A 17,063-nucleotide genomic window follows, 5' to 3' on the forward strand; every position below is an offset into this window, starting at 1 on the left:
ATGGGCGCGGTCGTCACGCGGTACCGCCGGCGACCGTGAGGCCGCCGTCGACGGTGAGGATGTGGCCGGTGACCCAGGAGGAGTCCTCCGAGGCCAGGTACGCCACGGCGGAGGCGATGTCGGAGGGCACGCCCAGACGCCGCAGGGGGTAGTCGGCGGCCACCTCGGCTTCCTTGCCCTCGTACAGGGCTTCGGCGAACCGGGTCTTCACCACTGCGGGTGCCACCGCGTTGACACGGATCTCCGGGCCGAGCTCGACTGCCAGGGTCCTGGTCAGGTGGGACACCGCCGCCTTGCTCACGCCGTACAGGCCGATGCCGGGTGCGGGGGTCTCTCCGGTCACCGAGGAGAGGTTCACGACGGTGCCTCGGCGTTCGGTGAATCCGAGCTTCGGGTGGGCCACGGCGTCCTGCACCCAGGCGAGGGTGGCGAGGACGTTGACCTCCAGCACCTTGCGGGCGGCATCGAGGTCCAGGCCGACGACGGGACCGTACGCCGGATTGATGCCCGCGTTGTTCACCAGGATGTCCAGTGCGCCGAACTCGCGCGCGACGGTGTCGAAGACCTCGCGGCGGTGCTCGAGGTCGTCCGCCTTGCCGGCGACGGTGATGACGCTGCTCCGGGGAAGATCAGCGGCGGCCTCTTCGAGCGGTCCGCCCTTGCGCGCGGTGATGCACACGCGCGCCCCTTCGGCTACGAGCCGCTCGGCGACGGCGAGACCGATACCCCGGCTCGCTCCGGTCACGATGGCGATGCGGCCCGAGAAACGGCCCTGGTCGGTGTGGTTCGCGCTCAACGATCAGTCCTTGGAGGGTGGTATCGGCCCGGCGACGTCGATGCGGCGCAGTTCGGCACGCCGGATCTTGCCGCTCTGCGTCTTGGGCAGGTCGGTGAGGAAATGGATCTCACGCGGGCACTTGTACGCGGCCAGCCGCTCACGGGAGAAGGCGATCAGCTCCTCTGCCGTGGCGTGCAGACCCGCCTTGAGCGAGACGTAGGCGACGACGGTCTCGCCGCGGTACGCGTCCGGCTGCCCGACGACGGCTGCCTCCAGCACCGACGGGTGCTCGTACAGAGCGTCCTCGACCTCACGCGGCCAGACCTTGTACCCGGACACGTTGATCTGGTCCTTGAGCCGGTCCACCAAGTAGACCCAGCCCTGCTCGTCGATGACGGCGACGTCACCGGTACGGAGCCGGCCCTCCGGCATCGTCTGGCGGGTGGCCTCGGGCTTGCCCCAGTACCCGGGCACCACCTGCGGCCCGCTCAACTCCAGTTCGCCCTGGTCCCCGCTCGGCACCGGATCGCCGTGCGGGTCCACGACGCGCGCGGTGAGGTGCGGCAGGGGCTTGCCGATGGAGAGCGTGCCGCTCGGCAGATGCACGGGGGCCCTGTCCCCCGGAGGCACGGCGATGACGGCGGACGTCGTCTCGGTCATCCCGTAGCCGTTGTGGAGGTAGACGCCGAATCGCTCCTGGAACCGCTCGACCGTGGCCGGGGGGATCGGCGCGCCGCCGGAGTACAGGGCCTTCACCGACGCGAAGTGCTCCGGTCCGGCCTGCGGCAGCTCGTAGAGCGCGTTGTACGCGGTGATGGAGCCGATGGTGTAGGTCACCCCGTGCTCGGCGAAGGCGTCCAGGGCGACTGCGGGGTGGAACCGGCCCGTGAGGACAAGCGTGGTGTCGGTGAGCAGGGAGAGCGTCGCGTTGACCACCGCGCCCGTGATGTGGAACAGCGGGGCCACGGCGAGCACGACGTCCCCGTCGCCCACACCCATCCACGACGCGCACGTCGCCACCACGCTCAGGACGTTGCCGTGGGTGTTCATGGCACCCTTCGGCGGCCCCGTCGTTCCCGAGGTGTACGTCAGGAACGCGACGTCGTCGCGGGTCAGCTCCACGGGTGAGGGGCTGCGGCCCTCGAACTCGCCGATCAGGGCCACCAGGTCGCCGTCCGGTGCCGGAGCGTGGCGCTCCGTCGTCATGAAGACCCGCGGATCGTTCCTCGACTGGTAGTCCAGTGCCGACGTGCTGACCAGCCATCGGACCGTGCTCCCCGCCAGCGTGCCGAGCGTCTCGTGGACGTCCGAGTCCGCACAGACGACCCCGACCGCCCCGGAGTCGTCGATGATCCGGCGCAGCTCCTGACGCCGGTACATCGGATTGAGCCCCAGTGCCGTGGCCCCCAGCTTCCACAGGGCCAGCAGCACCAGCGCGTACTGCGGAAGGTTCTGCAGGTACACGCCGACCCGATCACCCCGACCGGTTCCGCGGGCCTGGAACGCTGCGGCCAGGGCGTCCGACGCCGCGTCCACCTCCCGCGCGGACAGAGCACCGTCGAAGAATCGGAGCGCTGTGCCGTCCGGGTTCCTCGCCACGCGTGCCTTCCAGGCGGCCACGAGCGAGTCGGGGGCCGCGCCCGTCCCCGTACCGAACCCGTCGGGGAACGTGCCCCGCCACCGGCCCTCATCCACTGTCATCTGCCGTCCTTCCCACCCATGTCCATGCGCTTGGCGTGCCGGTCACGTGAGTTCGCGCTTGAGGATCTTTCCGGTGGACGTCATCGGCAGGGTCTGCACGATCTCCACGATGCGCGGGTACTTGTGGCCGGCCATCTGCTTTTTGCCCCAGGCGATCAGCTCGTCGGAGCAGGCTTCAGCACCGCGGTCGAGGATGACGAACGCCTTGATCTCCTCGCCGTGGCTCTCGTGCGGCACGCCGACGACCGCGGCCAGGCTGATCGCGGGGTGCGTCATCAGGACCTCCTCGATCTCGCGCGGGTACACGTTGAAGCCACCGCGGATGATCAGGTCCTTTGCCCGGTCGACGATGTAGTAGAAGCCGTCCTTGTCCCTGCGGGCCAGGTCGCCGGTGCGGAACCAGCCGTCCTTGACGGCTTCGGCGGTGGCCTCGGGCCGGCCGTGGTAACCCTTCATGACGTTGTGGCCCCTGACCGCGATCTCCCCGATGGCGCTGCCCGTGCCGTCGTCCTCGACCTCGGACCAGTCGGTGTTGACGAGTTTGACCTCCACGCCCCAGATCGGCACGCCGATGGAGCCGGGCCGGGGCTCTCGCGCCGGATCGCTGAAGGTCACCACCGGCGAGGTCTCGGAGAGGCCGTAGCCCTCCAGGACCTGGACGCCCAGTCGCTCCCTGACCTGCTTGATGAGATCGGCGGGGAGCGAGGCACCGCCGGAGACACCGACGCGCAGGTTCCTGGCGATCCGCTCGACGTCGACGTCGTCGGTGAGCGCCTGCAGCAGGCCCCACCACATGGTGGGGACGCCCGCGAAGAAGGTGATGTCCTCCTGCCGCATCAGGGACACCGCCTGCTGGGCGTCGAACCGCGGCAGCAGCACCAGTGTGCTCGCCGTCGAGAAGCCGGCGTTCATCTGCACGGTCGCGCCGAAGGAGTGGAACAACGGCAGCACCACCAGATGGGTGTCCAAGGCCGGCCGGTTTCCCAACAGCCGGTTACACGCCAGGGCGTTGAGCACCAGGTTGGCGTGACTGAGTTCGGCGCCCTTCGCCTGTCCGGTCGTACCACTCGTGTAGAGCAGCACGGCCGGGTCGTCCCCCGACGTCCCGACGCTGTCGAACGTCGCCGCGGTGCCCCGCAGCGCGGCACCCAGGGTCTCGGCGCCATCGATCGGGCTCTCCGCCGCGGGATCGGCGGTGATGAGGAAGAAGTGCTCGCAGCCCGGGGACTCGGTGAACCCGGCGTGTCCCTCCGCTCCCATCGGCAGGCCCTCACCGCCCTCGAAGCAGAAGTACGCCTTCGCCTCCGAGTCGGCGAGGTGGTAGGCGACCTCACGGCCCTTGAGCAGGATGTTGAGTGGTACGACGACGGCGCCGGCCTTGAGGATCCCGTAGTAGACGATCGGGAAGTAGGGCACGTTCGGGCAACTGATCGCGACCTTGTCGCCGGGCCAGATGCCCCGGTCGACCAGGAGGTTGGCGACCCGGTTGGCGGCTGCCTCGACCTGGGCGTAGGTGAGTCGTGTCGTGCCGAGGACGACGGCGTCCCGGTCCGGGTGCGTGCGGGCGGAGTCCTCGAGCAGGACCGAGAGGTTCAGCATGGTGTCTTCCGGGAAGGTGGGCCGGGCCGCGGGGAAGGGAACACGCGGCCTGGCTCGGAGCGGTGGGGGATTACGCGCGGCTGGACGCGGACGTCACAGCCGCCGCAGCAGCCGGTCGAGGGCCTCGGCCGTCGCCTCGATGTCGGCGGTGGTGTGTGCCGTGCTGATGAAGACCTTGCCGGACGGCATGAACAGGAAGCCTTGACGCAGCATCTCTTCGAGGATCACGGTCCAGAGCCCGCGGGTCCCGTGGAGCCCGGTGGCTCCACCGGCGGGGACGTACTGGAGGAGCGAGCCGACCCGGTTGAAGCGGCCGAAGTCGGCAGATGAACCGAGAGCGCCGCCGACGAGAGCTTCGAACTCGGACGAGGTCCGTTCGAGCAGCTCGTACACCGAGGGATCGGCCAGGACGCGCATCGTCGCCGCGACGGCCGCCAGTGCGACCGGGTTGGCGTTGAAGGTTCCGGCGTGCACGACGCCGGCCGTCACCTGATCGACCAGTTCGGCCCGGCCGACGACGGCGCTCTGGGTGAAGCCGCCGGCCATCGCCTTCCCGAAGACGGACAGGTCGGGCAGCACACCGTACTTCTCGGCCGCCCCGCCCCGGGCGATCCGGAACCCGGCGATCACCTCGTCGAAGACGAGGACGACGCCGTGCCGGTCGCAGAGGGTTCGCAGCGTCGACAGGAACTGCGGTGAGGGTGCTTCGACGCCCGCGTTGCTCATCACCGGGTCGACCAGCACGGCCGCGATGTCGCGCTCGGCGGACTCGCTCAGCAGGCGCTCGGCCAGCTGTACGTCGTTGAAGCGCGCCACGACCAGGTCGTCCAGCACGCTGGCCGACTGCCCCGGTCCGCCGGGGGTGGCGGGGCGGTCGCAGTCGTTCTCGGACATCCCGGCGTACACGGTGTCGTGCCAGCCGTGGTAGCTCTTGGCGAACTTGAGGACGCGGCGCCGCCCGGTGGCGGCCCGCGCGAGGCGCAGCGCCACCTGCACCGCTTCGGTCCCCGTGTTGCTCCACAGCAGTCGCTCGCCGTGCGGCACGGCCTCGAGAACCGCTTCCGCCGCGAGGTACTCGAGCGGGTGGCCGGTGCCGACGACCTGCATCTTCGCCGCGACCTCGGACACCGCGGACACCACGCGCGGGTCGCCGTGACCGAGGACGAGCGGGCCCCAGGCCATCACGTAGTCGACGTACCGGTCGCCGTCCAGGTCCCAGACGTACGCGCCCCGCGCCTCCCGCACGAAGAGCGGATGGGGAGGCATCGCGGCGCGCAGGCCCGAGCCCACACCCCCGCCGACGCTGCGGCGGGCTCGCTCGAAAGCCGAGCGTGATGATTCCAGGGCCATGAGATCGCCCCTGCCTTTCAGTACGTGATCACCGAGCGGATGCCGATGCCGCGCTTCATCTGGTCGAACGCCTCGTTGATGTCCTGGAGACCGATCACGCTCGTCACGAGGGAGTCCAGGTCGATGCGGTTGTTCATGTAGTGGTCGATCAGCATGGGGAAGTCGAAATCCGGCTTGCTGGAGCCGTAGTTCGAGCCGATGAGCGACAGTTCCTGATCGGACATGACGAAGGGGTCGATGGAGATCCTCATGCCGTCCGCCACTTGCCCGGCGACTACCGCCGTGCCGCCTCGGGCCAGGACCTCGTAGGCCGACTCGATGGTGCGGGGCAGCCCGATGGCCTCGATGGAGATCTCCACGCCGCGTCCGTCGGTGAGTTGCTGCACCCTGTCGGCGAAATGTTCGCGGGCGTTGTTGATCAGGTCGGTCGCACCGAAGACGCGTGCCTGCTCGAGCTTCTCGTCGGAGATGTCCGCGGCGATGATCCTCCGGGCGCCGGCGAGCCGGGCCCCCTGGATCGCGTTCAGCCCGACGCCTCCGCAGCCGATGACCAGCACGGTGTCGCTGGGCCGCACGCCGGCGGTGTTGACGGCCGCACCGACGCCGGTCGTGACGGCGCATCCGACCAAGGCCGACTGCGGGAACGGGGCGTCGTCCCGGATGGCGATCGCGGCCGATTCGGGTACGAGGGTGTACTGGCCGAACGTTCCGAGGCCCGCGAAGCTGTAGACGTCGCCCTCGTCCACGGACGTGATCCGGGTACGGCCGTCGAACGAAAGGTGGTTCGCCGAGTGCCGGCTGACCATGTCACACAGGACGGGTCTGCCGCTGATGCAGTAGCGGCAGCGGCGACATGAAGGCGTCCAGGACAGCACGACGTGGTCGCCCTTCTTCAGCGTCGTGACACCTTCGCCGACGCTCTCGACGATCCCGGAACCTTCATGGCCGAGAATCATCGGCGAAGGAACTTCCCATTCGCCCAGGAGCACGTGAAGGTCGCTGTGGCACACTCCGCTCGCCTTGAGCCGCACGAGTACCTCGCCGGGCGGAGGCGTCGAGGGAAGGGTCACTCGTTCGACGGTCAGTGGTTCGTTCGGCGTCCTGAAGACAGCGGCGTCGAATTCGATGGTCATGGTGGGGTTCCTTCTGCGCGGTGCGGCGATCACGTCCGGGCGGTGCGGATGAGCTTCTTGTTGGCGAACTCGTCGATTCCGGCCCGGCCCAGTTCGCGGCCGAAGCCGGACCGCTTGACCCCGCCGAAGGGCAGTTCCGCGCCTTCGAGGCCGACGCCGTTGATGAAGACCATGCCGGCGTCGATCCTGTCGGCGACGCGCAGCGCCTGCTCGGTGTCCGTCGTGAACACGTAGGAGCCCAGTCCGTACGGGGTTGTGTTCGCCAGCTCGACGGCCTCGTCCTCGGATCCGACGCGGTAGACGGTCGCGACGGGGCCGAAGAGTTCCTCGGCGGCCGACGGCGACGTCGGCGAGACGCCCGTCAGAACGCCAGGCGGGAAGTACGCCCCTTCGCGCCGGCGTGCGGAGACGAAGGTCGCCCCGTCATCGACGGCTCGCTCGACCTGTTCTTCGACGTACTCGGCGGCGGCGACCGAGGAGAGCGGCGCCAGGCCGTCGGTCAGGGCGAGCACCTTCTCGGTGAACTTGTCGAGGAAGGCGTCGTAGATGTCCTCGGCGACGATGAAGCGCTTCCCGGCGTTGCACACCTGCCCGCTGTTCTCGAATCGCGTCTCGACCGCCGCCTGTACCGTGGCGTCGAGGTCGTGGGTCGACAGCACGATGAACGGGTCCGAACCGCCCAGTTCGAGCACCACCTTCTTGAGGCTGCGCCCGGCCGTCTCGGCGATCTCCGCGCCGGCCCGCTCCGAACCGGTGAAGGAGACGCCTTGCACCCTGGGGTCCGCGATGGCGCGAGCGATCTGCTCGCCGGTGGCGTGGACATTGACGTAGCAGCCCGGGGGGAAGCCCGCGTCTATGAACAGCTGCTGGAGCGCCTCGGACGACTCCGGACACTGCGACGCGTGCTTGAGCACGATGGTGTTGCCCAGCACGAGATTGGGCGCGGCGAATCGGGCCACCTGGTAGTACGGGTAGTTCCAGGGCATGATCCCCAGCAACACGCCGACCGGCTGGCGACGGATGAAAGCGGTGCCCTCTCCCTCGAGAAGCTCGATCGGTTCGTCGGTGAGGAACTTCTGCGCGTTCTCGGCGTAGTACCGGTAGATCGAGGCGCTGAATTCGACCTCCGCGACGGCCTCGTCCACCGGCTTGCCCATCTCCCGGTGGATGATCTCGGCGAGCTGCCCGCTGCGCTCGACGTGCAGGGTGGCGACGGCGTGCAGCGACCGGACGCGCTCTTCCACGGAGATCTGCCGCGACCACCGTGCATAGGCGTCCGCCGCCGCGTCGAGCGCAGCGTCGACGACCTCGTCCGTCGCGGTGGGGTACTCCTTGACCAGCTTGCCGATGGCCGGATCCACCACCGCGTACACGTGCCTCTTCGCCATGCTGACTCCTTATTCGTTTTCGGGGTTCATGCGAGGGTGCTGCTTGTGCGGGCCGGGGTCGCATCCAAGGCCGCGTTGCGGTCGTGCAGCGTGCGGTAGGCACGGAAGTAGACGAACCCCTGGGTGCCCCACGTCGCCAGCGCGGCGGTGTAGAAGATCGTGCGGTTCGCGTCGTCGAACGGCAGCGGGAAGAAGTCGTAGACCAACGCGATGGTGGACCCGGCGGCACTGACCAGGCCCGTCCAGATCGCGATCCGCTTCGCGCCCGCGTTCCAGAGCCGCTTGACGAAGTACCCGAGGAAGACCGCCGTGAGGAGATTGACGACGACGTAGAACACGGCGACCCAGAACGCGAGGCCGCCGGTGTGGAGCTCCGCGCCGTGGAACGGCCGGAGGAACAGACCGGCCACGATCGCGACTCCGAACACGGCGACGTCGACGCTGCGGCTCGGCTTGTAGCGGTGGGTGACCTTCATCAGGCCCATGATCAGGATGAGCGTGATGCCGACCGACCGGGAGAACGCGTCGAAGAAGTACGCCACGTCGTACAGGACGCTGTCGCTCTTGGCGCCGAGCAGCGACCAGAGCAGGAAGTTGCTGCCCGACGTCGCGACGACCATCAATTCGAGACCGAGGAGGTAGTTGCCGTACCGGCGGACGAGCTTCCAGCCGTAGAAGTAGCCGACGAAGATCATCCATAGGTCGGCCAGCAGGAACAGCACCTCCCTCATCGAGACGCCCCCTCTCGGACGGCGCGTGGCAGGAGGGTGAGGACGCGCTCGGCGGTGCGCTGGCCGGCCAGGACCGCGCCGTTCATGGTGCCGGCCCATTCGCCGGCGGTTTCGGTGCCGGCCCAGTGGACGCGCCCGTGGGGCTCGGTCAGCGCCTTGCCGTAGCTCGTGGTCGCGTGGGGGCCGGCGGCAGGGTGGGGGCCGCCCGGGGCGAACGGTTCCGATCCCCAGCAGTGGTCCAGGTAGTCGATCGGGGTGCGGGCCTGCGGACCGTAGAGGTCGACGAGCTGCCGGACGACCATGTCGCGTCGGGTCTCGGGGTCGAAGCCGTCGAAGACGCGGGGGTCGCAGAAGGTCATCAGGACGCCCGGTCCGCCGGGGGCGGGGGACACGTCGAAGGTGATGAACACGGTTCCGGTGTCGGTCACTGCCTCGCCGGAGAGTCCCTCGACCCGCCAGAACGGCTTCTCGTAGGCCACGAAGGCCTTGCTCAGCACGCCCATGGGCCAGGTTCGCGCGAGCCCTTCGGCCTGCTCGGGCAGAGCGGGCTCGAAGGCGATGGCGGCGCGGTGCTCCGGCGCGGCCGTGACGATCGCGTACCCGGCGCGGATCTCGCCGGAGTCGGTGCTGACGGTGACGCCGTCGTCGTCCTGCGTGACGCGGCGCACCGGCGTGTCCAGGCGCACACGGTCGCCGAGCCGCTCCGCCACCCGCTTGGCGATCTCCTGGGTGGTCTCGACGAACCGGTCCTGGTTCGCTCCGCCCTCGACGTCCAGCATGTGGTCGAGCCCGCCCGCCGCACGGATGTAGCGCAGTACGTGCAACAGGGAGACGTCTCCCGGGGTGCAGCCCCACTGCACCTTGCTGACGATGGTCATCAGCGCACGGGTGCTGGGCAGCGCGTTCTTCCGGTCGAGCCATTCGCCGAACGAGATGGCGTCGAGCCTGCCGGCCCCGGGCGTCTCCCATGGGGTGTTCAGGTCGATGGTCGCGACCAGCTTGTTCACCGCCGTCTGCATGCGGGCCATGTCCACCAGAGTCGCGGGGGAGACCTTGGGAATGGTGCCGTTGTAGGTGCGGCGCCGACCGGCCAGCCACAGCACGTTGCGACCCTGGTCGAACTGGCGGGTCGTGGTACACCCCACCCGGCTCGCGAGGTCCCGGATGGCGGTGTGGCGTCGTGCCACCCACGTCGCTCCGAGGTCGACCTTCACGCCGGCCACCTCGCCGGAGCGCGATCGGCCTCCGACCCGGTCGCGGCCTTCCACGACCAGGACGGACCGTCCCGTGCTCACCAGCCGTTCGGCGGCGCTCAGGCCGGCGAAACCGGCGCCGACGATCACGACGTCGACCGTGGTGTCGCTGGAGTCGGACTTACGAGATCCGGACATGGTTTCCTCCTTCACCCACGCGGTCCGCGTGCTGCGAGATGTAGCTCGTGATGGGATCGACGAGGGTCTCGGGAATGTGATGGCCCATGCCGGGAATGACCACGTGTTGTGCCGAGCGGATCGCCTGGACGGTCGCGGCGCCGCCGCTCGGGTTGACCAGCAGGTCTCGGTCGCCGTTGATGACCAAGGTCGGGGTCGTGATCTTGCTCAACTGGGCTGTCCGGTCTCCGGAGCGCTGGATGGCCTGGATCTGGCGCGCGGTGCCGGCCGCCGGGTCACCGGCGCTGCGGTCCCATCCGCGAGCCGCGATGGCGGCCTCGGCCGCGTCGTCGATGGGATGTTCCGTTCCTGCGACGTGCTGGGTGAGCCGCAGGTGGGCACGGACCGCCGCGGTTCTGGTCCTCGCCGGCGGGGCGGCAAGGAGTCGGATCGTCGACAGAGCCGGCTGGCCCACCTTCTTCGCCCCGGTGGTCGAGTAGAGGGAGGTCAGTGACAGCACGCGCTCGGGCGTCGTGGCCGCGATCGTTTGCGCGATCATCCCGCCCATTGACCGCCCCACCAGGTGCACTCGCGAGATCCTGAGATGGTCGAGTACGCCGACGCCGTCCTGGGCCATGTCGGCCAGCGCGTACGCGTCGTCGCGTGGACGCCCGGCGATCTGACGCCAGAGTCCGGGAGGGGGAGTGGCGACGAACGTCGACTGGCCGGCGTCGCGGTTGTCGATCGCGACGACCCGGAAGCCGCGGGTGACGAGTGAGCCGACGAACGAGTCGGTCCAGAAGGTGAGGTCCTCGCCCAGTCCCGCGACGAGCAGCATCGCGGGGTCGGCCTTGTCGCCGTAGTCCCGGAAGCAGATCCTGATCCCGGACGGCAAGGTCGCGTACTGGTCGACGCCCTCGGCGCCGCTCGTCTCAGGCATGGGTGGCTCGCCTCCCACCGGGCGACTGTGCGGCCGCCCGACGGGCGCCGAACTCGAGGTGCTCGTCGGCCACCGGGCCGCGGAGGGCCTTGGCGTCCTCGGGGTAGGACATCGCCATCCGCCAGGGCTTCTCGAGGCCCTGCTTGGGCATGCGCTTCTCGGCGCGCTTGGCGTACCCGGCCTGAAGGTCCATGACGGGCTTGCGCTCCGTCCCCGCCGGTGCGACCGGAACCACCGTGTCGTATCCGCGGGTGTCCATGTGCCTGACCAGGTCGATGAAGTAGCGACACATCAGGCTCACCTTGAGCGTCCAGGACGAGGTGGTGTAGCCGATCGCCATCGCCCAGTTCGGGATCCCGCTCAGCAGCATTCCGCGGTAACAGAGCGCGTCCGCGATGTCGACCTGACGCCCGTCGACCACGATGGGCATGCCGCCGAAGAGCTGCAGGTTCAGCCCCGTCGCGGTGACGATGACGTCGGCTTCCAGCTCCTCGCCCGACGCCAGGACGATTCCGCGCTTGCTGAACCTCGCCACGGCGTCGGTGACGACGGAGGCCCTGCCCTCCTTGATCGCGTCGAAGAAGTCGCCGTCCGGTGCCAGACACAGCCGCTGGTCCCACGGGTCGTACGGCGGGTTGAAGTGCTTGTCGACGTCGAATCCCTTGGGAAGACGCTTGATGTTCTCGCGCCGGATCAGCGCCCGTCCGGCCTTGGGGAAGGTCCGCAGACCCTTGACGACGGCACGGTCGGCCCAGATGTTCTTGAACCGCGTCACGGCGTACCCGCGCTCTTCTCCGAGGAGCTTCGTGAGCGCCAGGGCGACCCTGTCGACACGGGGAAGCGCCATGACGTAGGTGGGGGTGCGCTGCAGCATCGTCACGTGCCGGGCGGCGCCCGCCCCGGTGGTCATGGCCGGCACCAGCGTGATCGCGGTCGCGCCGCTCCCGATGATGACGACCTTCTTCCCGCTGTAGTCGAGGCCCTCGGGCCAGTGCTGCGGGTGAACGATCTGGCCCTCGAAGTCGTCCCGCCCAGGGAACTCCGGGGAGAATCCCTCGTCGTACCGGTAGTAGCCGGTGGCGGCAAAGACCCATCCCGCGCGGATGGTCTTGACCTGGGTCGCTCCTGTGGCGGGGTCCGACGTCTGGACGGTGAGGGTCCATTTCGAGTCCGCTGAGGACCATTCGGAGCGGACGACCCGGTGGCGGAGCCTGAGGACGCGCTCCAGGCCGTTCTCCTCGACTGCTTCTTGGAGGTACTCCCTGATGAGGGGCGCGTCGGCGATCGCGGCTTCGTGGCGCCACGGTTTGAACTCGTAACCGAATGTGTGGAGGTCGGAGTCCGAGCGGATGCCGGGATAGCGGAACAGGTCCCAAGTGCCCCCGATGTCGTCGCGCGCTTCCAACACGACGAGCGACTTGTCGGGGAGCTCTCGGCTGAAATAGGTGGCCGCGCCGATCCCGGAGATCCCTGCTCCGACGATCACCACGTCGAACTCCTCGACGGCGTCCAACACCTCAGCTGTCATGGCGTTTCCTCGCTGTTCCTGTGGCGGTCGCTTCACTGTCCCCAGCCGCGACCGCGGTGAGAACGACAGTGAGCACCTGCTTCGCCCGGGCCCGGTGCAGGATGCACAGGCAGGTGCAGCGCTGCGCTCATACGGTGGTGGACGTCCGAGCAGTGACCTCGGGCGAGGTCGTGTTCGGCTCTTCGAGGAGCAGGACGCCTGGCGGCGCCTCCGCAGGGGCCGGCCTCGCCGCAGCCGTTGCGGTGCCGTCACCGGCGTGATAGACGTTTGCCGCGTTTAGTAGCGCTAAACACCTCGTCGCGGTCGCGCGGAGAGGTCGGCCTCGCTGTCGTCACGCCTTCGCCGCGCTTCGGGCACCACATGCGTATCGAGCCGAGGCGGATCGCGGCTGTCACTCATGCTGTCGCGGCCAAGAGGAAGCGACGAGCAGCCCAGGCCTCGCTCGGGGTCACGACTTCTCAGAACTGAGCCGGAGCAGCAGAAGTCGGGTCCCCTCGTCCTGCTGCGGAGGTGCCGCGCCGGTCCGCTTCGTCTGGCCGTACTACCTCACGCACTCATTCATCCACCCATGACGAGCCGGTACCGGCCCGTGAGCTGAAAGGTGGTCGACATGACCGACCGCTCCAAAACAGGGCGCGTCGAAGCACCTGGCGGTGAAGCAGGATCGGGCAACCCGCTCAACCGCGGGCTTGGCGTATCGCAGATCGTGTTCATGGTCGTCGCCGCAGCGGCGCCGCTCGGACTGGTGGCCGGCGGGGTGCCGCTCGCCTTCGCCGTGAGTGGCAGTCCGGGGATGCCGCTGTACTTCGCATTGTCCACCGTGATGCTGCTGATCTTCGCCGTCGGCTTCACGCAGATGGCCGGACGGGTACGCAACGCGGGCGCCTTCTACGCCTACGTCCAAGCGGGGCTGGGCCGCATACCCGGCCTCTCGGCCGCGACCCTCGCGCTCTTCTCCTACACTCTGCTTCTCGTCGGGGTGAACGCCTATGTCGGCGTCGCGACGAGCAATGTCATCGAGCGGTACGCCGACGTCGGCTCTCCGTGGTGGTTGTGGGCATTCGTCTCGCTGGGCATCATCGCCTTCCTCGGCTATCGCGACATCGAGCTGAGTGCCAAGGTGCTCGGTGCCGTGCTGATGCTGGAATCCCTGCTGCTCCTGGTCATGGACTTCGGAATCCTGGGCCATGGTGGCGCCCACGGCCTGACAGCCGAGCCGTTGTCACCTTCCATCGTGGGGAACGGCTCCCTTGGCCTCGGCGTCATGTTCGCCATCTTCGGGTTCATCGGCTTCGAGGCGACGGCCGTGTTCCGCAACGAGGCCAAGGACCCCGACGTCACGGTCCCGCGGGCGACGTACATCGCGATCCTGGTGATCGGGGTCTTCTACTCGTTCACCGTGTGGGCTGTCGTAGTAGGTGTCGGAGTCGAATCGGTGACCGGCGCCGCGAAGGCCGACCCCGAGGGCCTGGTCCTCGCGCTGGCGCGGAGCTACGTCGGGTCCGTCTGGGCCGACGTGATGCAGGTTCTCCTGATCACCAGTCAGTTCGCGTGCGTGCTGGCCTTCCACAACGTCGTGACGCGCTACCAGTTCGCGCTGTCCCGGGCCGGCGCCCTTCCTGCGCCGCTGGGCGTCGTTCACCCCCGGCACCGCGCGCCGTCATCATCCTCGGCTGTCGCCTCGGGGATCGCGTCCATCACCACACTTGTCGTCGTCGCGTTCGACCTCGACCCGATCGGGGACCTCTACGCGTGGTTCTCCGGCGCCGCCACCCTCGGCATCGTTCTGCTGATGGCGGCCACCAGTCTCGCGGTGATCGGCTACTTCCGGCGCGCCGGTGAGAAACAGTCGGTGTGGCGCACGGTCGTGGCCCCGGCTGTGGCCTTCCTTGGCCTGGCCTGTGTGGTCTACCTGATGGTCGCCAACTTCCCGCTCCTGGTCGGCACCACCGAGGGCGCCTGGGTCATCGGTGGGTTCGTCGCCCTCTCGGCCGTGGTCGGCGCGGTGCAGGCCCTCATCCTGCGAACGAGCCGACCGACCGTCTACGAGCGGATCTAGGCCGGTCCTCGCGCGACGCGCAGCAACGGAGGCGACAGGACCCACAGGACCTCGCTCACCGACGTACCCGGGTTGTCGAACTGGTGAAGCGTCTGACCGGAGAACGAGGTGGACACGCCGGCGGACAGCATCCGTGTCTCGCCTCCGACGATCAGACGCGTCGAGCCACTCAGCCCCATCGCGAAGATCGTGGTGTCGAGCCGATAGGAGCCACCAGTGCCTCCGCCTGGTTCGATCACGGATCGGAAGACCTGGAAGGCCGTGGTGTCGGCGGGCGTGAGCAGGTACTCGGTTACGCCTTCACCGCCCATGTCGATCAGGCTTCCGCCCTCCACGACCTGCTCGTAGGGGTACGAGAACAGCTCGCCGACCCCGATCTGCAGCACATCGCAGACGCGCAGCAACGTCGGGACGGACACGCTGGTGAGCCCACGCTCCAACTGACTCAGGAAGCCCTTGGTGACCTCTGCCCGGTGTGCGACCTCCGTCAACGACAACCCGCGGCTGAGCCTGATCTTCCTCAGCTGCGCGCCTGTGGATGCTTCGGAGGCAGCGGAGCCCTTGGCCGCTCCGCCTGCTCTCCCGCTGTCATCCATGGACATCGCCGCTCACCGCCCGTCCCGAGGCCGAGGTCGTGTGCCCGTCGGGTGACAGGCCGACCCAGACGAGCCCCCTCCGTGGCACGAGGCTAAGGCATGCGCGTCACGGGCAGCTGGTGTGCCCCTCCGCGAACAACGGCGCAGAGTCCCTTGCGGCGCCATCGACGACCTGATAGACCTGCCGTCGTTTAGTAACGCTAAACACGTCCACAGCTCTTGGAGCCCCATGCGCGCGGTTGTTCTCCGGAGACCCGTCCACGCCTGTCGAGGCGGCGGATGTCGACCTCACCGATCCGCAGATGGGCGAAGTCGGGGTTCGCATCACCGCGGCGGGGTGTGCCACGTGGAGCGGGTGCGTCCGAATCGGGGCACCGCCTCGGGGAGCACACGCGCAAGCACGTCATGAGCCAGGTCGATGCCGACCGACTGACGAGCGAAAGAGCGGACGATGACGGATCCAGCTTCTCCGGCCTGCCGAGTGCACGGCAGTCTTTCGGGCAGCCGTTGCCGCACGTCGGGGGCGACCCGATGCCGGCGGCCGACCACGCCTCTACCGGTGACACGGCATGTCGGGGGCGTTGGCACCTCGAATTCAGGGGGACACTGAGACATGGACGAGCTGTGGCCCCCGCCCTCCCGCGAGGTCGCTGACGCGATCAGGTCACTGTGCCAGCGCCTGCTGACGGAAACGGACGCCCTGGTTGACACCTTCGCAAGGCCCTCTCTCGTGGCCCAGAACGATCCTGCCCTCCTCGCCGATGCCTCGCTGGTCGAAGAGGATTGGGAACTCAACCGCTCCGATCTCGTCCAATGGCTGACCGCGAACGTCCAGCAACCGGGGCGGCGAGTGGAGCCCTACGTCGGCCCGAGAGCCATGGCGTACATCAACGATCTCGTCTCCCGGGGCATCGCGCCGGACTTCGCCGGTGCGTGGCGTGTGGCGCTGGGGATCGGCTGGCGGCGATGGCTGGAGGAATGCGTGGCGCGCTGCGCCGACCCCGACCTTCTCGTGGGGGTCCTGGACGTCACGGCCCAGTCGATGGTGCAGTACGCCCTCGACTCGGTCGCAGCCCTGCGCCAAGTCGGCCTGACCGCTGCGGCGGGCAACGCGGATGCCGAGGGGATCGCACTGATTCAGCTGATCGCCAGCGGGGCGCCGATGGCGGAGGATCTTGCCGAGGGACGCCTGCGTTACCGGATGGCACGGTGGCACACGGGTCTCGTGTTGTGGATCGACGATCCTCAGCAAGTCGATGCTCTGGACGAGGCGACCCTGGCCGTGCGCTCCGCAGCCACGGGTCGAACCGCTCTGGTGGCACGCGCCAGTGCCACGTCGCGGTGGATCTGGCTCTCGGGGGCGGGTGCCGTCCCGGACCTTCACCACGTGGAGCAGGTCATGGCGACGGCTGATGGGGTCCGCGTGGCGGTGGGAAGGCCGGGGCATGGGCTCCAAGGGTTCAGGGCCAGCCACCAGGACGCCCTCGCGGCACAGGCGCTGGTCATCCGGCTCGGGTCCGACCGGCGATTCACGGCTTACGCCGACGTCGAGCTGATCGACGCGCTCACGAAGGACCGTGCCGGCGCACGTCGGTTCGTCATCAACACGTTGGGGTCGTTGGCCGAGGCTGACACGGCACTGCGGGAGGCGCTCCTCACCTACGTGCAGTGCGGATTCAACGCCACCCGGGCGGCCGCCCACCTCTACGCCCACCGAAACACCGTCGAGCGGCGCGTCTCGCGCGCCAACGAACTCTCGGCCGTCAAGGTGGAGGACAACCCGACCCATGTGGCGGCGGCGCTCCTGGTGTTGGACATCGTGCCTGACATCGTGGCGACCAATCCGAGCTGAGCTCCGGGCGCGGCGCTCGAGCTTCCTGATTCAGCGTC

13 protein-coding genes are annotated in these 17,063 nt (G+C 68.7%); 2 read left to right on the top strand and 11 right to left on the bottom strand.

Annotated elements, in window-relative coordinates; all coding sequences use genetic code 11:
• Window positions 1-13: 13 nt before the first annotated feature.
• The 10 genes from ACIGO6_RS12465 to ACIGO6_RS12510 all read right to left on the bottom strand — a co-directional run bounded on the left by ACIGO6_RS12465 (window position 14) and on the right by ACIGO6_RS12510 (window position 12,518).
• Complete coding sequence (locus ACIGO6_RS12465) at window positions 14-796, bottom strand: SDR family oxidoreductase (RefSeq protein ID WP_399874814.1); 783 nt, start codon at window positions 794-796, stop codon at window positions 14-16.
• Window positions 797-799: 3 nt separating this feature from the next.
• On the bottom strand, window positions 800-2,479 hold the full coding sequence (locus ACIGO6_RS12470) for a class I adenylate-forming enzyme family protein (protein ID WP_399874816.1): 1,680 nt from the start codon (window positions 2,477-2,479) through the stop codon (window positions 800-802).
• Between the two features lie 42 nt (window positions 2,480-2,521).
• Window positions 2,522-4,078: a long-chain fatty acid--CoA ligase gene (locus ACIGO6_RS12475; RefSeq protein ID WP_399874817.1), complete on the bottom strand. Its 1,557-nt coding sequence runs from the start codon at window positions 4,076-4,078 to the stop codon at window positions 2,522-2,524.
• Between the two features lie 93 nt (window positions 4,079-4,171).
• A complete protein-coding gene (locus tag ACIGO6_RS12480; RefSeq protein WP_399874818.1) occupies window positions 4,172-5,428 on the bottom strand; it encodes an aspartate aminotransferase family protein in 1,257 nt (418 codons plus the stop codon).
• Between the two features lie 17 nt (window positions 5,429-5,445).
• On the bottom strand, window positions 5,446-6,561 hold the full coding sequence (locus ACIGO6_RS12485; RefSeq protein ID WP_399874820.1) for a Zn-dependent alcohol dehydrogenase: 1,116 nt from the start codon (window positions 6,559-6,561) through the stop codon (window positions 5,446-5,448).
• A 29-nt stretch (window positions 6,562-6,590) separates the two neighbouring features.
• Window positions 6,591-7,949: an NAD-dependent succinate-semialdehyde dehydrogenase gene (locus tag ACIGO6_RS12490; RefSeq protein WP_399874821.1), complete on the bottom strand. Its 1,359-nt coding sequence runs from the start codon at window positions 7,947-7,949 to the stop codon at window positions 6,591-6,593.
• A gap of 26 nt (window positions 7,950-7,975) precedes the next feature.
• Entirely contained in the window at window positions 7,976-8,680 is a 705-nt protein-coding gene (locus tag ACIGO6_RS12495) for a transporter (protein ID WP_399874823.1), read from the bottom strand.
• Entirely contained in the window at window positions 8,677-10,071 is a 1,395-nt protein-coding gene (locus ACIGO6_RS12500; protein WP_399874825.1) for a flavin monoamine oxidase family protein, read from the bottom strand. Before ACIGO6_RS12500 ends, ACIGO6_RS12495 begins: the two co-directional genes overlap by 4 nt.
• Entirely contained in the window at window positions 10,055-10,990 is a 936-nt protein-coding gene (locus ACIGO6_RS12505) for an alpha/beta fold hydrolase (RefSeq protein WP_399874826.1), read from the bottom strand. The genes ACIGO6_RS12500 and ACIGO6_RS12505 overlap by 17 nt, the downstream gene beginning before the upstream one ends.
• Complete coding sequence (locus ACIGO6_RS12510) at window positions 10,983-12,518, bottom strand: flavin-containing monooxygenase (RefSeq protein ID WP_399874827.1); 1,536 nt, start codon at window positions 12,516-12,518, stop codon at window positions 10,983-10,985. Before ACIGO6_RS12510 ends, ACIGO6_RS12505 begins: the two co-directional genes overlap by 8 nt.
• A gap of 610 nt (window positions 12,519-13,128) precedes the next feature.
• Here ACIGO6_RS12510 and ACIGO6_RS12515 point away from each other — a divergent pair.
• Entirely contained in the window at window positions 13,129-14,577 is a 1,449-nt protein-coding gene (locus tag ACIGO6_RS12515) for an APC family permease (protein WP_399874829.1), read from the top strand.
• Here ACIGO6_RS12515 and ACIGO6_RS12520 read toward each other — a convergent pair.
• On the bottom strand, window positions 14,574-15,179 hold the full coding sequence (locus tag ACIGO6_RS12520) for a helix-turn-helix domain-containing protein (protein WP_399874831.1): 606 nt from the start codon (window positions 15,177-15,179) through the stop codon (window positions 14,574-14,576). The two genes, ACIGO6_RS12515 and ACIGO6_RS12520, sit on opposite strands and share 4 nt — an antisense overlap.
• Window positions 15,180-15,786: 607 nt before the next feature.
• Here ACIGO6_RS12520 and ACIGO6_RS12525 point away from each other — a divergent pair.
• Window positions 15,787-17,025 carry a PucR family transcriptional regulator gene (locus tag ACIGO6_RS12525; RefSeq protein ID WP_399874833.1) on the top strand — a complete coding sequence of 413 codons (1,239 nt, stop codon included), beginning with the start codon at window positions 15,787-15,789 and terminating at the stop codon, window positions 17,023-17,025.
• The last annotated feature ends 38 nt before the right edge of the window (window positions 17,026-17,063 follow it).

The organism is Streptomyces sp. NPDC053750, assembly GCF_044544295.1.
In the GTDB taxonomy this organism is placed as follows: Bacteria; Actinomycetota; Actinomycetes; order Streptomycetales; family Streptomycetaceae; genus Streptomyces.

Excerpts from the sequence above, each read along its gene's own strand:
- ACIGO6_RS12470 (WP_399874816.1), bottom strand. The coding sequence starts at position 2,479 with ATGACAGTGGATGAGGGCCGGTGGCGGGGCACGTTCCCCGACGGGTTC.
- ACIGO6_RS12475 (WP_399874817.1), bottom strand. The coding sequence starts at position 4,078 with ATGCTGAACCTCTCGGTCCTGCTCGAGGACTCCGCCCGCACGCACCCG.
- ACIGO6_RS12480 (WP_399874818.1), bottom strand. The coding sequence starts at position 5,428 with ATGGCCCTGGAATCATCACGCTCGGCTTTCGAGCGAGCCCGCCGCAGC.
- ACIGO6_RS12485 (WP_399874820.1), bottom strand. The coding sequence starts at position 6,561 with ATGACCATCGAATTCGACGCCGCTGTCTTCAGGACGCCGAACGAACCA.
- ACIGO6_RS12490 (WP_399874821.1), bottom strand. The coding sequence starts at position 7,949 with ATGGCGAAGAGGCACGTGTACGCGGTGGTGGATCCGGCCATCGGCAAG.
- ACIGO6_RS12495 (WP_399874823.1), bottom strand. The coding sequence starts at position 8,680 with ATGAGGGAGGTGCTGTTCCTGCTGGCCGACCTATGGATGATCTTCGTC.
- ACIGO6_RS12500 (WP_399874825.1), bottom strand. The coding sequence starts at position 10,071 with ATGTCCGGATCTCGTAAGTCCGACTCCAGCGACACCACGGTCGACGTC.
- ACIGO6_RS12505 (WP_399874826.1), bottom strand. The coding sequence starts at position 10,990 with ATGCCTGAGACGAGCGGCGCCGAGGGCGTCGACCAGTACGCGACCTTG.
- ACIGO6_RS12510 (WP_399874827.1), bottom strand. The coding sequence starts at position 12,518 with ATGACAGCTGAGGTGTTGGACGCCGTCGAGGAGTTCGACGTGGTGATC.
- ACIGO6_RS12515 (WP_399874829.1), top strand. The coding sequence starts at position 13,129 with ATGACCGACCGCTCCAAAACAGGGCGCGTCGAAGCACCTGGCGGTGAA.
- ACIGO6_RS12520 (WP_399874831.1), bottom strand. The coding sequence starts at position 15,179 with ATGTCCATGGATGACAGCGGGAGAGCAGGCGGAGCGGCCAAGGGCTCC.
- ACIGO6_RS12525 (WP_399874833.1), top strand. The coding sequence starts at position 15,787 with ATGGACGAGCTGTGGCCCCCGCCCTCCCGCGAGGTCGCTGACGCGATC.